General features: G+C 71.3%; 14 protein-coding genes. 7 read left to right on the top strand and 7 right to left on the bottom strand.

The window, feature by feature from the left end:
- Positions 1-5 precede the first annotated feature (5 nt).
- Positions 6-824 carry a ceramidase domain-containing protein gene (locus ACOJV7_RS17335; RefSeq protein ID WP_420191484.1) on the top strand — a complete coding sequence of 273 codons (819 nt, stop codon included), beginning with the start codon at positions 6-8 and terminating at the stop codon, positions 822-824.
- Between the two features lie 72 nt (positions 825-896).
- On the opposite strand, the gene ACOJV7_RS17330 is transcribed toward ACOJV7_RS17335, so the two are convergent.
- Entirely contained in the window at positions 897-1,886 is a 990-nt protein-coding gene (locus ACOJV7_RS17330) for a malate dehydrogenase (RefSeq protein ID WP_420191483.1), read from the bottom strand.
- 96 nt (positions 1,887-1,982) lie between these two features.
- On the opposite strand from ACOJV7_RS17330, the gene galE reads away from it, so the two are divergent.
- Together galE and ACOJV7_RS17320 are read left to right on the top strand one after the other, a co-directional pair.
- Entirely contained in the window at positions 1,983-2,996 is a 1,014-nt protein-coding gene (gene galE, locus ACOJV7_RS17325) for a UDP-glucose 4-epimerase GalE (protein WP_420191482.1), read from the top strand.
- Positions 2,993-3,445 carry a GNAT family N-acetyltransferase gene (locus tag ACOJV7_RS17320; RefSeq protein ID WP_420191481.1) on the top strand — a complete coding sequence of 151 codons (453 nt, stop codon included), beginning with the start codon at positions 2,993-2,995 and terminating at the stop codon, positions 3,443-3,445. Before galE ends, ACOJV7_RS17320 begins: the two co-directional genes overlap by 4 nt.
- A 151-nt stretch (positions 3,446-3,596) precedes the next feature.
- Here the strand turns inward: ACOJV7_RS17320 and ACOJV7_RS17315 are convergent, their stop codons facing one another.
- Both ACOJV7_RS17315 and aqpZ read right to left on the bottom strand, forming a co-directional pair.
- Positions 3,597-5,807 carry an NADP-dependent isocitrate dehydrogenase gene (locus ACOJV7_RS17315; protein WP_420191480.1) on the bottom strand — a complete coding sequence of 737 codons (2,211 nt, stop codon included), beginning with the start codon at positions 5,805-5,807 and terminating at the stop codon, positions 3,597-3,599.
- A 122-nt stretch (positions 5,808-5,929) separates the two neighbouring features.
- Entirely contained in the window at positions 5,930-6,766 is an 837-nt protein-coding gene (aqpZ, locus tag ACOJV7_RS17310) for an aquaporin Z (protein ID WP_420191479.1), read from the bottom strand.
- An 87-nt stretch (positions 6,767-6,853) separates the two neighbouring features.
- On the opposite strand from aqpZ, the gene ACOJV7_RS17305 reads away from it, so the two are divergent.
- On the top strand, positions 6,854-8,020 hold the full coding sequence (locus tag ACOJV7_RS17305; protein WP_420191478.1) for a nucleotide sugar dehydrogenase: 1,167 nt from the start codon (positions 6,854-6,856) through the stop codon (positions 8,018-8,020).
- A gap of 69 nt (positions 8,021-8,089) precedes the next feature.
- Here ACOJV7_RS17305 and ACOJV7_RS17300 read toward each other — a convergent pair whose 3' ends face one another.
- The 3 genes from ACOJV7_RS17300 to ACOJV7_RS17290 are packed head-to-tail and all read right to left on the bottom strand — an operon-like array spanning position 8,090 to position 10,507.
- Positions 8,090-8,719, bottom strand: coding sequence for an acetyltransferase (locus ACOJV7_RS17300; RefSeq protein ID WP_420191477.1), 630 nt, complete (start codon positions 8,717-8,719; stop codon positions 8,090-8,092).
- Entirely contained in the window at positions 8,716-9,360 is a 645-nt protein-coding gene (locus ACOJV7_RS17295; RefSeq protein WP_420191476.1) for a sugar transferase, read from the bottom strand. The genes ACOJV7_RS17300 and ACOJV7_RS17295 overlap by 4 nt, the downstream gene beginning before the upstream one ends.
- A 7-nt stretch (positions 9,361-9,367) precedes the next feature.
- Positions 9,368-10,507 carry a DegT/DnrJ/EryC1/StrS family aminotransferase gene (locus ACOJV7_RS17290; RefSeq protein WP_420191475.1) on the bottom strand — a complete coding sequence of 380 codons (1,140 nt, stop codon included), beginning with the start codon at positions 10,505-10,507 and terminating at the stop codon, positions 9,368-9,370.
- A gap of 39 nt (positions 10,508-10,546) precedes the next feature.
- Here ACOJV7_RS17290 and ACOJV7_RS17285 point away from each other — a divergent pair, with 39 nt between their 5' ends.
- On the top strand, positions 10,547-11,356 hold the full coding sequence (locus ACOJV7_RS17285) for an exodeoxyribonuclease III (protein WP_420191474.1): 810 nt from the start codon (positions 10,547-10,549) through the stop codon (positions 11,354-11,356).
- Here ACOJV7_RS17285 and galK read toward each other — a convergent pair.
- Positions 11,343-12,512, bottom strand: coding sequence for a galactokinase (gene galK, locus ACOJV7_RS17280; RefSeq protein ID WP_420191473.1), 1,170 nt, complete (start codon positions 12,510-12,512; stop codon positions 11,343-11,345). The genes ACOJV7_RS17285 and galK overlap by 14 nt on opposite strands.
- Positions 12,513-12,543: 31 nt before the next feature.
- Here galK and trpS point away from each other — a divergent pair, with 31 nt between their 5' ends.
- Positions 12,544-13,590, top strand: a complete 1,047-nt coding sequence (gene trpS, locus ACOJV7_RS17275; RefSeq protein ID WP_420191472.1) for a tryptophan--tRNA ligase — start codon at positions 12,544-12,546, stop codon at positions 13,588-13,590.
- A gap of 10 nt (positions 13,591-13,600) precedes the next feature.
- Positions 13,601-14,113 (top strand): 2'-5' RNA ligase family protein, encoded by a 513-nt coding sequence (locus tag ACOJV7_RS17270; protein ID WP_420191471.1) that lies wholly within the window; start codon positions 13,601-13,603, stop codon positions 14,111-14,113.
- Position 14,114 lies beyond the last annotated feature (1 nt).

Genomic DNA, 14,114 nt, shown 5'->3' with positions numbered 1-14,114 from the left:
GGCGCATGAGCGAGCGCGACCTGCGGCCGGTGGTGCTGGGTGGGCTCACCGCGGTCGCGTCGGTGGCGGGAGTGGTCGCGGCCTCCCGCTGGGGGTGGCTCGGTCCGGACGTCGGCCGTGGTGACGGCTTCTGCGAGGCAGCCCGTCCCGGCTGGGTGCGCCAGCCGGCGAACACGTGGAGCAACCTCGGGTTCGTGGTCGCAGGGGTCTTGGTGTCGGCGCACGCCGGCCACCGCGTCCGCCTGGGGCTCACCTTCGGCCGACACCCCGGTCTCGCCGTGGCGTTCGGGGTCCTCGTGGTCCTGCTGGGTCCGGGGAGCATGGCGATGCACGCCACCCAGAGCAACCTCGGCGGCCACCTCGACCTGCTGAGCATGTTCCTCGTGTCGGGCTTCGCGCTGGCCCATGCGCTCATGCGCTTCGTCCGTCGCGGACCCGGGCTCTTCGTCGTGGTGTTCGTCGCCGCCGTCCTCGCCGGCATGGCGGTGCACCTGCGCGGTGGCGACGTGCCCGTCCTCGGGCACGTCGGCAACGCCGCCTTCGCCGTCGAGCTGTGGGTCGCCATCGGGCTCGAAGTGGTGCTCTCGCGTCGCGCCGAGGCCAGGCAGGACCGGGGGTGGGCGCTGGCGTCGGTCCTCACCCTCGGCGTCGCCTTCGCGATCTGGACCACGGGCATGCGCGGCCACGCGTGGTGTCGCCCGGACTCGCTGCTCCAGCAGCACGCTGCGTGGCACCTGCTGTGCGCCGCCGCGGCCTACCTGCTCTTCCGGCACTACGCGGCCGAGCGGCCCCGGGAAGGCGAGCACCCGGCATACCTTGCGTGAGAAGCAGGTATGCCGGGTGCTCGCTTCGCGCTGTCGCGCGCGGCTCAGGTGTGTCTCAGATGAGGCACGCCCTCAGATCAGACCCAGGCCCTTGACGGCGTCGCGCTCCTCGGCGAGCTCGGCCACGGAGGCGTCGATCCTGCCGCGGGAGAACTCGTCGATGTCGAGGCCCTGGACGATGCTCCACTGGCCGTCCTTGACGGTGACGGGGAAGGAGCTGATGAGGCCCTCCTCGACGCCGTAGGAGCCGTCGGAGCGGACGGCCATCGAGACCCAGTCGCCCTCGGCGGTGCCCTCGACCCAGGTGCGGGCGTGGTCGATGGTCGCGCTCGCGGCGGAGGCGGCCGACGAGGCGCCGCGCGCCTCGATGATGGCCGCGCCGCGCTTGGCGACGGTCGGGATGAAGGTGCCCTCGAGCCAGGCCTGGTCGCCCACGGCCTCGGCGGCGTTGCGGCCGCCGACCTCGGCGTGGAAGAGGTCGGGGTACTGGGTCGCGGAGTGGTTGCCCCAGATCGTCATCTTCTTGATCTCGGTGACCGGGACGCCGAGCTTGGCCGCGAGCTGGCTGATCGCGCGGTTGTGGTCGAGGCGGGTCAGCGCCGAGAACTGCGAGGTGGGGATGTCGGGGGCGTTGCTCATCGCGATGAGCGCGTTGGTGTTGGCCGGGTTGCCGGTGACGGTGACGTGCACGTCGTCAGCCGCGACCTTGTTGAGGGCCTTGCCCTGCGGGGCGAAGATGCCACCGTTGGCCTCGAGGAGGTCACCGCGCTCCATGCCCGGGCCGCGGGGGCGGGCGCCGACGAGGAGGGCGTGGTTGACGCCGTCGAAGATCTTCTCGGCGTCGTCGCCGATCTCGACCTTGGCGAGCGTCGGGAAGGCGCAGTCGTCGAGCTCCATGACGACGCCCTCGAGGGACTTGAGCGCCGGGGTGATCTCGAGCAGGCGGAGCTCGACGGGGGTGTCGGGACCGAGCAGGGCGCCGGACGCGATGCGGAACAGCAGGCTGTAGCCGATCTGACCGGCAGCGCCGGTGACGGCCACCTTGACGGGGGTCGGGCTCACGATGGATACCTCTTCATGCGGGGACGAGAGTGGTCGTTCGTGACGCTATCAGCGCCCGGACAGGGAGGGGACGGGGCCCGGGCCTAGTCTGGCTCCATGCACGTTCTCGTCTCCGGAGGTGCCGGCTACATCGGCTCGCACACCGTCGTCCAGCTCGTCGCCGCCGGCCACGAGGTCACCGTCGTCGACTCGTTCGCCAACGCGAAGCCGTCGGTCGTCGGGCGGCTCGAGGCGCTCACCGGCACGCGGCTGGACGTGCGCTCCTTCGACCTCACCGACCGCGACAAGACCGAGGCGACGTTCGTCGACACCCAGATCGACGCGGTCGTCCACTTCGCCGGGCTCAAGGCGGTCGGGGAGAGCGTCGCCGAGCCACTGTCCTACTACGAGAACAACCTCGACACGACCCTTTCGCTGCTGCGGGCGATGGACCGGCACGGGGTGCGCAAGCTCGTCTTCTCGAGCTCGGCGACGGTCTACGGGGCCAACCCCGTCGTGCCGATGACCGAGGAGGCGCCGACCTCGGCGAACAACCCGTACGGCTGGACCAAGGTCATGAACGAGCAGGTGCTGCGCGACATGGCCGTGGCCGACCCGACCTGGCGGATCGCGCTGCTGCGCTACTTCAACCCGGTGGGTGCGCACCCGAGCGGGACGATCGGCGAGGACCCGAGCGGCCACCCCAACAACCTCATGCCCTTCCTCGCGCAGGTCGCCGTGGGCCGCCGCGAGAAGCTGTCGGTCTTCGGCGACGACTACCCGACCCCCGACGGCACCGGGGTCCGCGACTACATCCACGTCGACGACCTCGCCGCCGGGCACGTCGCCGCGCTGCACCGCCTCGCCGCCACCGACGTCCCGCTCAACACGTGGAACCTCGGCACCGGTCGCGGCACCTCAGTCCTCGAGCTGATCCACGCCTTCGAGCGCGCCGTCGGCCACGAGCTGCCCTACGAGGTCGTCGACCGCCGCCCCGGCGACATCGCCGAGTCCTACGCCGACCCGCGCAAGGCCGAGGCCGAGCTGGGCTGGAAGGCGACGCGCACCATCGACGACATGTGCGCCGACACCTGGCGGTGGCAGAGCGGCAACCCCGACGGCTACCCGTGAGCGCGCCGGTGATCCGCCGGGCGACGAGGGACGACGTCCCGGCCATCGTGGGCATGCTCGTCGACGACCCGCTCGGGGCGACCCGTGAGCCTGCCGGCGACCACACGGCATACCTCGCGGCGTTCGAGATGATCGACGCCGACCCGGCGCACCAGCTCGTCGTCCTCGACGACGGCGGCGAGGTCGTCGGGACGCTCCAGCTCACCCTGCTGCCCGGCCTGTCGCGCGGGGGAGCGCTGCGTGGCCAGATCGAGGCCGTGCGGGTGGCGTCGAGCCGGCGCGGCCAGGGTCTCGGCGAGCGGCTCTTCCGCTGGGCCATCGACGAGGCGCGTGAGCGTGGCGCCGTGCTCGTGCAGTTGACGACGGACGCGACGCGCCTGGACGCGCAGCGGTTCTACGAGCGGCTCGGGTTCGCGCCGAGCCACGTCGGGATGAAGCTCCCGCTCTGACGCCCGACCCGCGCGGGTGTCGGGGATCCGGGCTGACGCACCCGGCGGTGCAACCCGATCCCCGACACCTCACGCGTCCGAGGCCACAAGCACGTATGCCGTGCGCTCCCGGTGAGGGGAGCGCACGGCATACGTGCGTGGTCGGGTCCGGTCAGGACAGGGAGGCGAGCGCCTCGTTGAACGTGGCCGAGGGACGCATGACCGCCGAGGTCTTCTCGGGGTCGGGCCGGTAGTAGCCGCCGATGTCGGCCGGCGAGCCCTGGACGGCGAGCAGCTCGTCGTTCACCTTCTGCTCGTCCCGCGTGAGCGACTCGGCCACGCCGGAGAACGCCTGCGCGAGGTCCGCGTCGTCGGTCTGCTTGGCGAGCTCCTGCGCCCAGTAGAGCGCGAGGTAGAAGTGGCTGCCGCGGTTGTCGATCTGGCCGACCTTGCGCGCCGGGCCCTTGTTCTCCTGGAGGAGGGTCTCGGTGGCGCGGTCGAGCGTCTCGGCGAGGACGCGGGCCTTGGCGTTGTCGGTCGAGTCCGCGAGGTGGCGGAACGACTCCGCGAGGGCCATGAACTCACCGAGGCTGTCCCAGCGCAGGTAGTTCTCCTGGACGAGCTGCTGGACGTGCTTCGGGGCGGAGCCGCCGGCGCCGGTCTCGAAGAGGCCACCGCCGTTCATGAGCGGCACGACCGAGAGCATCTTGGCGGAGGTGCCGAGCTCGAGGATCGGGAAGAGGTCGGTGTTGTAGTCGCGCAGGACGTTGCCGGTGACCGAGATCGTGTCCTCGCCGCGACGGATGCGCTCGATGGAGACCTTGGTGGCCTCGACCGGGGACGTGATGGAGATGTCGAGGCCGTCGGTGTCCTCGTCCTCGAGGTAGGTCTTGACCTTGGCGATGAGGTTCGCGTCGTGGGCGCGCGCTTCGTCGAGCCAGAAGATCGCGGGCGTCCGCGAGGCGCGGGCCCGGGTCACGGCGAGCTTGACCCAGTCGCGGATCGGGGCGTCCTTGGTCTGGCAGGCCCGCCAGATGTCACCGGCGGCGACCTCGTGCTCGAGGAGCACGTCGCCGGCGGCGTTGACGACCTGCACCCGGCCGGCCTCGGCGAGCTCGAAGGTCTTGTCGTGCGAGCCGTATTCCTCGGCCTTCTGGGCCATGAGGCCGACGTTGGGAACCGAGCCCATCGTCGTCGGGTCGAAGGCGCCGTGGGCGCGGCAGTCGTCGAGGACGGCCTGGTAGATGCCGGCGTAGGAGCTGTCGGGGATCACCGCGAGGGTGTCGGCCTCCTGCCCGTCCGGGCCCCACATGTGGCCGCTCGTGCGGATCATCGCGGGCATCGAGGCGTCGATGATGACGTCGCTCGGCACGTGCAGGTTGGTGATGCCCTTGTCGGAGTTGACCATCGCCAGCTCGGGACCCGCGGCGAGGCCGGCCTCGATGTCGGCCTTGATCTCGTCGCCGTTGTCGAGGGCCGAGAGGCCGTCGAGGATGGCGCCGAGGCCGTTGTTGGGGGAGAGGCCGGCGGCCTCGAGGGCGGCGCCGTGCTTCTCGAAGACCTCCGGCAGGAACGCACGCACGACGTGACCGAAGATGATCGGGTCCGACACCTTCATCATCGTCGCCTTGAGGTGGACGCTGAAGAGGACGCCGTCGGCCTTCGCCTTGGCCACCTGCTCCTCGAGGAACGCGTCGAGAGCGGCGGCACGCATGACGGTGGCGTCGACGACCTCGCCCTCGAGGACCTTGAGGCCGTCCTTGAGGACGGTCGTGCCGGAGTCGGTGACGAGCTGGATGGTCAGGGTGTCGGCCTCGTCGAGGACGACCGACTTCTCGTTGCTCGCGAAGTCGTCGTGGCCCATCGTCGCGACGTTGGTCCTGCTGTCGGAGGACCAGGCGCCCATCGAGTGCGGGTGCGCCTTGGCGTAGTTCTTCACCGACGCGGGGGCGCGGCGGTCGGAGTTGCCCTCACGCAGGACCGGGTTGACGGCGCTGCCCTTGACCGAGTCGTAGCGGGCCTTGGCGTCACGCTCGGCGTCGGTCGTCGGCTCGTCGACGTAGGCCGGGAGGTCGAAGCCCTGGCCCTGCAGCTCCTTGATCGCGGCCTTGAGCTGCGGCACGGAGGCGCTGATGTTGGGGAGCTTGATGATGTTGGCCTCGGGCGTCTTGGCCAGGTCACCGAGCTCGGCGAGCGCGTCCGCGGTCCTCTGGTCATCGGGGAGCCGGTCCGCGAAGGCGGCCAGGATGCGCGCGGCGACGGAGATGTCGCGCGTCTCGACGTCGACACCAGCGGTGGAGGCGAAGGCCTCGATCACCGGGAGGAAGGAGTAGGTCGCGAGGAGCGGGGCCTCGTCGGTGAGCGTGTAGATGATCTTGGCCATGGGCCGAAATCTACCGAACGACGGAGAGTCCTCCGTATGCCGTCCGCCCACCTATGACTGATGGCGACTTCGCAGAGTCCCTCGCTGCGCTCGCGACTCTGCGAAGTCGCAAGAAGTCGGGCTCAGACCGTGGTGCGCGGGGCGTCGGGGTCGACACCGTCGGGGACGACGACGTCCTCGGCCCGGACCTGGCCGGTGATGTCGCGGTCTCGGCGGTCGACACCGGTGATGAGGTGGAAGGTCGCACCCGCGATGGCCGCACCGATGACCGGCGCCAGCCAGAAGAGCCACAGCTGGCCGGGGGCGCCGTCGCCGTTGAAGAACGCGACCGCGGTCGAGCGGGCCGGGTTGACCGAGGTGTTGGAGATCGGGATCGAGATGAGGTGGATGAGCGTGAGGCAGAGGCCGATGGCAAGTGGTGCGAAGCCGGTCGGGGCGCTCTCCCGGGTCACCCCGAGGATGACGTAGACGAAGAACATCGTGAGCAGCACCTCGGCGCAGAGCACGGCGAACATCGAGTAGCCACCGGGGGAGTGCTCGGCGAAGCCGTTGGCCGCGAGGTTGCCGGTGGTGACGAAGCCGTCGCGTCCGCGGGCGATGGCCCACAGCGCGCCGCCGGCGGCCAGGCCGCCGAGGACCTGCGCGACGACGTAGAGCGGCACGTCCTTCCACGCGAAGCGCTTGGCGATGGTGAGGCCGATCGTCACGGCCGGGTTGAAGTGCGCCCCGGAGACGTGCCCCACGGCATACGCCATCGTCACGACCGTGAGACCGAAGGCGAGCGCGACACCGAGGAAGCCGATCCCGAGGTGCGTCGGGGCGCCCGAGCCGAGCGTCGGCGTCGAGAGGAAGCCGGCCGCGAAGACCGCGGAGCCGCACCCACCGAAGACGAGCCAGAACGTGCCGACGAACTCCGCGAGCAGGCGCTTCGACATCTCAGGGATCAGCATGGCTGCCATTGTTGCCCAAACCGGTCCGCCGGAGGGTGATGCGACGGAGGCGCTGCGCCGTGTCGGCGCCGCGGCGCGCCCCGGTAGGTTGGCGCCGTGAAGATCTCCGTGGTGGGCCTGGGTTATGTCGGCCTCTCCAACGCCGTCGTCCTCGCCCAGCACCACGACGTCATGGCCGTCGACCTCGACCCGGAGCGGGTCGACCAGGTCAACCGTCGCGAGTCGCCGCTCGTCGACCCCGAGCTCGAGGACCATCTCGCGCACCACGACCTCTCGCTCACCGCGACGACCTCGGCCGACGACGCGCTGCCGGGCTCGGACTTCGTCGTCGTCGCGACCCCCACCGACTACGACCCGGACCGCGACTTCTTCGACACCTCGTCGGTCGAGTCGGTCATCGCTTCGGTGGAGCGGCTCGCGCCGGAGGCGACCGTCGTCGTCAAGTCGACCGTGCCGGTGGGGTTCACCGAGCGGATGCGCGCCGCGCACCCCGGGCTCGACGTCGTCTTCTCGCCGGAGTTCCTCCGTGAGGGTCGCGCCCTCCACGACAACCTCCACCCGAGCCGGGTCGTCATCGGCGGCTCGAGCGACGCGGCGCACCGCTTCGGCGAGCTCCTCGTCGAGGGCGCGCTCGACGACGACATCCCGGTGCTGCACACCGAGCCCACCGAGGCCGAGGCGATCAAGCTCTTCGCCAACACCTTCCTCGCGATGCGGGTCGCCTACTTCAACGAGCTCGACACGTATGCCGTGTCGCACGGTCTCGACACCCGCTCGATCATCGACGGGGTCGGCCTCGACCCGCGGATCGGGTCGCACTACAACAACCCGTCGTTCGGCTACGGCGGCTACTGCCTGCCCAAGGACACCCGCCAGCTGCTCGCCAACTACGACCAGGTGCCGCAGAACCTCATCCGCGCCATCGTCGACTCCAACACGACGCGCAAGGACTTCATCGCGACCGACATCATGCGCCGCAAGCCGCGGGTCGTCGGGATGTACCGCCTCATCATGAAGGCCGGCTCGGACAACTTCAGGGTGTCGAGCATCCAGGGGATCATGAAGCGGATCAAGGCGAAGGGCATCGAGGTCGTGCTCTTCGAGCCGGCGCTGCGCGAGGACCGCTTCTACAACTCCGAGGTCGTCCGCGACCTCGACGAGTTCAAGGCCCGCGCCGACGTCATCGTCGCCAACCGGCTCAGCGCCGACCTCGACGACGTGGCCGACAAGGTCTACACCCGCGACCTCTTCGGCCGCGACTGACCGCGGTCCCTGCAACGTCCGCAACTGTGGTTGCCGGGCGGTCGTCCTGCCGGACGTCGTCGTATGCCGTCAGCGTGCCGGGACGCCCTTGACCGTCACCCCGGCAGGCACGTCCCGCGTGACGACGGCACCGGCCCCGACGACGGCGTCGGACCCCACGGTGAGCCCCTGGAGGACGGTCGCACTCGCCCCGACGAGTGCGCCATCACCCACGACGACCGCACCCGACACGCAGGCCTGGGGGTTGAGCCGGCAGTGGTCGCCGAGCGTCGCGTCGTGGCCGACGGTGGCGTTCTGGTCGACGTGGACGTGCCGGCCGACGGTGATGTTGGTGCTCAGGCGCGCCCCGGCGGCGACGACGCTCCCGGCGCCCAGCTCGACGTCCGTTCCGACGGTGGCGTCGGGGTGCACGAGAGTCGCCCACTCGAGACCGGGCCAGCGGGCGGCAAGGCTCGAGCGCACCTGCGGGCTGCCGATGGCGAGCACGGCGGCGCCGTCGCCTACGTGGCCCTCGAGCGAGTCGAGCCCGCCGAGCGCGTCGACCCCCAGCCGGGCCAGGTGCTCCACGGCCGCCGGGCTCGGGTCGTCGTCGACGACCCCCACGAGGTCCCACGTCGGGTCGACCGCGTTGACGGCGGCGACGAGGGCGACGACCTCGCGCCCGAACCCCCCGGCGCCGCAGACGACGAGCCGCCTCATCCGGCCGACGCCTCGCTCGGGTGGTCCCGGACGGCGGGCGGAGGGCTGCCCATGAACTCGGGCATCGTCACGTGGCCCTCCGCGGTGACACCGTCGCGTCGCAGCACGGTGGCGACCGTGCGCCACAGGATGCGCAGGTCGAGCGCCATCGAACGGGTGTCGACGTACTCGACGTCGAGGGCGAGGCGCTCCTCCCACGTGAGCGCGTTGCGACCCGAGACCTGGGCCAGCCCCGTGAGCCCGGGCCGCACCTCGTGGCGGCGGGCCTGCTCCGGGGTGTAGCGGTCGAGGTACTGCGGCAGGAGGGGCCGCGGCCCGACGAGGCTCATGTCACCGCGGACGATGTTCCACAGGGTCGGCAGCTCGTCGAAGCTCGTCGAGCGGAGGAAGGACCCGAAGGGCGTGAGCCGCTGCTCGTCGGTGACGAGGCCGTGGGCCTCGTCGACGTCGCGCATGGTGCGGAACTTGCGCATGGTGAAGAGCTCGCCGTGCAGTCCGGGTCGCTCCTGGCGGAAGAGCGCGGGCGAGCCGAGCCGCCGCCGCACCGCGACGGCCACGACCGCCTGCACGGGGAGGCTGAGGACGAGTGCGGGAGTGGCGAACGCGAGGTCGAGGACCCGCTGGGCGTCGAGGCGGCTCACCGGCGGCTCACCGGACCCCCAGCGCGCCGCGGAGCGAGGCGATGACGCGGTCGATGTCGTCGTCCGGGAGCTCGGACCCCGAGGGGAGGGTGACACCGGTGCGGAAGAGCCGCTCGGAGGTGCCGGTGATGAAGGCCCGTGCACCGGTGAAGACGGGCTGGAGGTGCATCGGCTTCCACAGGTGGCGGGCCTCGATGTCGTCGGCACCGAGCGCCTCGATGACCGAGCCGGGATCGGCGTCGACGACCGACGGGTCGAGGAGGAGTGCGGTGAGCCAGCAGTTGTCCTCGGCGTCGGAGCGGCCGCCGTTGCGCCCCAGCAGCTCGACCCCGTCGACGTCGGCGAGCGCCGCGGCATAGCGGTCGCGGATCTCGCGGCGACGGTCGACCATGTCGGGCAGCCGCTCGAGCTGTGCGACGCCAAGGGCGGCGAGGACGTTGGACAGCCGGTAGTTGTAGCCGACCTCGGTGTGCTCGTACCACGGCACCGGCTCGCGGGCCTGGGTCGAGAGGTGGCGCGCGTGCCGGATGAGCTTGTCGTCGTCGCTGAGCAGCATGCCGCCACCGGAGGTGGTGAGGATCTTGTTGCCGTTGAAGGAGAGTGCCGCGGCGACGCCGAAGGACCCGGCCGGACGCCCCGAGGAGGACGCGCCCAGCGCCTCGGCCGCGTCCTCGATGACGGGCACGTCGAGCTCGGCGAGGCCGTCGAGGAGCCCGTCGTAGTCGCAGCACCGGCCCATGAGGTCGACCGTCATGACGGCGGCGACGCGCACGCCCTCCGACCGCAGCGTGCGGACGGCGTCGAGCAGCAGCCCGGGGTCGACGTTGGCGTCCTCGCCGGAGTCGACGAGGACCGGCTCGGCACCGGTGTAGGTCACCGCGTTGGCCGACGCCGCGAACGTCATCGACGGCACGACGACGACGGTGCCCGGCCCGGCCCCGACCTCGAGCAGCGCGAGGTGCAACGCGGCCGTCCCGGACGACAGCGCGAGCGCGTGCGCGACCCCGGTGCGCTCCGCAACCGCCGCCTCGAAGCGGTCGACCATCGGGCCCAGCGGCGCGACCCAACCCGAGCGCAGCGCCTCCATCACGAGCTCCTCCTCGAGCTCGGTGATGTGGGGTCGCGAGAGGTGGATCCGACCGGCCATGTGTGGAGGGTATCCACCGGAGGGCTAGCATTTCCGGCGATGCGTCTCATCTCGGCCAACGTCAACGGAGTCCGCGCGACAGCACGCAGGGGAGGCCTCGAGTGGCTGCAGGCGCAGCACGCCGACGTCATCACCCTCCAGGAGGTGCGCGCCGACGACGACCAGCTCGCCAAGGTCCTCGCCGACGGAGGTCTCGGCGACTGGCACGTCGCGTCGGCGCCGGGCCGGGTCAAGGGGCACGCGGGCGTCGCCGTCCTCACCCGGCAGGCACCCTTGCGCGCGAGCTCGGACATCGGCCACGTCGAGTTCACCGACGCCGGCCGCTGGGTCGAGGTCGACATCCGCGGGCCCGAGGGGCCGGTGACCGTCATCTCGACCTACGTCCACACCGGCCAGGCGGGCACGCCGCGCCAGGACGAGAAGCTGCGCTTCCTCGACGCCATCGGCTCACGTCTCGCGTCACTCACCGAGAACGGCGCGTATGCCGTCCTCACCGGTGACCTCAACATCTGCCACTCCGCGCACGACCTCAAGAACGCCAAGGGCAACGTCGGCAAGTCCGGCTTCCTCCCCGAGGAGCAGGCGCACCTCGACCGGTGGGTCTGCGACCACGCCTGGGTCGACGTGCACCGGACCCTCCACGGCGCGGGTCCCGGTCCGTACACGTGGTGGTCGTGGCGGGGCAAGGCGTTCGACAACGACGCCGGCTGGCGCATCGACTACCAGTTCGCGAGCGCCCCGCTCGCGCGACTGGCGACGCGTGCCGAGGTCGGCCGCGCGGCGGCATACGACGAACGGTGGAGCGACCACGCACCGCTCATGGTCGACTACGACCTCACTCTGGGCTGACCGCGTCCCGTGCGGCCGAGCCGGCCGCGGTGACGGCGAACGACACCGGCGCCGTGAGCCGCGCCTCGGCGAAGGCGTCGGCGATGGCCCGCGTCACGCGGTCGACGTCGGCAGCGCGCACGAGGGCGATGGCCGAGCCGCCGAACCCTCCACCGGTCATCCGCGCGCCGAAGGCACCCTCCGCCACGGCGGTGTCGACGACGAGGTCGAGCTCGGTGCAGGACACCTCGTAGTCGTCGCGCAGCGACTCGTGCGAGGCGACGAACAAGCGGCCCACCTCGTCGAGGTCGCCGTCGCGCAGCGCATCGACGACCGCGTCGACGCGCTCGATCTCGGTGACGACGTGACGGGTGCGCCGGCGCAGCTCGTCGTCGGGGAGGGCGTCCAGGGTCTCGTCGATCGGCCGCCCGACGACGTCGCGGAGGAACTCGACACCGAGCAGGTCCGCCGCCTTCTCGCAGGCGTCCCGTCGCGCGCCGTACTGGCCGTCGGCCAGCGCGTGGCTCGCTCGGGTGTCGGTGACGAGGAGGACCGCGTCGTGCGCCTCGAGGTCGAACGGCACCTGCGAGAACGCGCCGTCGCGGCAGTCGAGCCGCAGCGCGTGCGCCGGCGTGCAGTGCATCGCGGCGGCCTGGTCCATGCCGCCCGTCGGGGCTCCGGCGATGTCGTTCTCGGCGCGCTGGCAGGCGGCGGCAAGGGTTGCCCGGCCCTCCGCCGACTCGAGCAGACCCAGCCCGAAGAGGTCCGAGGCCGCGGCAGCCACCGAGCACTCGAGCGCGGCCGAGCTCGACAGGCCCGCCCCGAGGGGCACCCGGCCGTCGACGAGCACGTCGAGGCCGCGGACGGCATACCCGGCGTCTCGAAGCGCCCACAGGACACCCGCGACGTATGCCGCCCACCCGCTCGGGTGCCCGGCTGCCACCTCGTCGAGGCTGACCTCGACGGCCGACTCCTCCTGGAGCGAGGCGATCCGCAGCACACCGTCGTCACGCGCCGAGGCCGCGCACGACGTGCGGTGGGGGAGGGCGATGGGCAGGGCGAGGCCACCGTTGTAGTCGGTGTGCTCGCCGATGAGGTTGACGCGGCCCGGCGCCGACCAGACGCCGTCCGGGGCGTGGCCGTAGAGGTCGCTGAAGGTCTCCGGGAGGCGCGGCACGGTGCGAGTCTAGGTGCAGCCACCTGACACAATGACGCGCATGTCCGCACCCGTGACCCCGCAGGCGGCTCCCCGGATCCTCTCCGGGATGCAGCCCACCAGTGACTCCCTCCACCTCGGCAACTACCTCGGGGCACTGGTCAACTGGGTCACGTTGCAGGACGAGTTCGACGCCTACTACTTCGTCGCCGACCTCCACGCGCTCACCGTCCCGACCGACCCGGCGGTGCTGCGCGAGCGCACCCGCAAGACGGCGGCCCAGTTCATCGCGGGCGGGGTCGACCCGGAGCGCTCTGCGGTCTTCTGCCAGAGCCACGTCACCGAGCACGCCGAGCTCGGCTGGGTCATGAACTGCCTCACCGCCGACGGCGAGGCGCGGCGCATGACGCAGTTCAAGGACAAGGTCGCCAAGGGCCAGAACGCCAACGTCGGGCTGCTCACCTACCCGATGCTCATGGCCGCCGACATCCTCATGTACGACGCCGCCTATGTGCCCGTCGGCGAGGACCAGCGCCAGCACCTCGAGATCACCCGAGACCTCGCCGAGCGCTTCAACACCCGCTTCGGTGGCGGCCTCGTCGTGCCCGAGCCGTGGATCGTCAAGGGTGCGGCGAAGATCCAGGACCTCCAGGACCCGACGGCGAAGATGAGCAAGACCGGGTCGTCGCCCAAGGGCCTCATCGACCTCATGCAGGACCCGGGCAGGATCGCGAAGAACATCCGGTCCGCCGTCACCGACACCGAGGCCGAGATCCGCTACGACGTCGACGCCAAGCCCGGCGTCTCCAACCTGCTCGTCATCCACTCGGTCCTCTCGGGCACGCCGGTCTCCGAGCTCGAGCAGGCGTTCGCCGGTCGTGGCTACGGCGACCTCAAGAAGGAGGTCGCCGACGTCGTCGTCGCGGCGATCGAGCCCTTCCAGGCACGGATGCGCGAGCTGCTCGACGACCCGGCCGAGCTCGACCGGATCCTCGCCACGGGTGCCGACCGTGCCCGCGAGGTCGCCCGCGCGACGATGCAGCGCGTGCGCGACCGCGTCGGCCTCCTCCCCGCTGCCGTGACGGTTTCCGCCCGGTAGGGTCGGGAGCATGCCCACCCACGGAGTGGCCATCACCGTGCCCGAACCCCACGGGACGGTCCTGCAGGACGCGCGTGAGAGGTTCGGCGACCCGCTGGCGAGGTTCATCCCGCCGCACATCACCCTGCTGCCACCGACCGAGATCGACGCGCTGTCGCTCGAGGCGTTCCAGACCCACCTCGGCGTCGTGGCCGCGGCGCACGCGCCCTTCCGGATGACGCTGTCCGGCACCGGCACCTTCCTGCCGCTCTCACCGGTCGTCTTCGTCCAGGTCTCGTCGGGCATCTCGCAGTGCGAGCTGCTCGAGACGGCCGTGCGCAGCGGGCCGGTCGAGCGCGACCTCGAGTTCAACTACCACCCGCACGTCACGGTGGCGCACCACCTCGCCGAGGAGGCGCTCGATGCCGCCTTCGACGAGCTCGTCGACTACCGGTGCAGCTTCGAGGTCACCTCGTTCGAGCTCTTCCACCAGACCGACGACGGCGTCTGGCGTCCCCTCTCGACGTTCCCCCTGGAGGGGTGAG

Origin of the sequence: Knoellia tibetensis (genome assembly GCF_048606415.1) — a bacterium.
GTDB lineage: Bacteria > Actinomycetota > Actinomycetes > Actinomycetales > Dermatophilaceae > Knoellia > Knoellia tibetensis.
The sequence above is the reverse complement of the archived record's forward strand: the minus strand, read 5'-3'. Positions and strand labels throughout refer to the sequence as shown.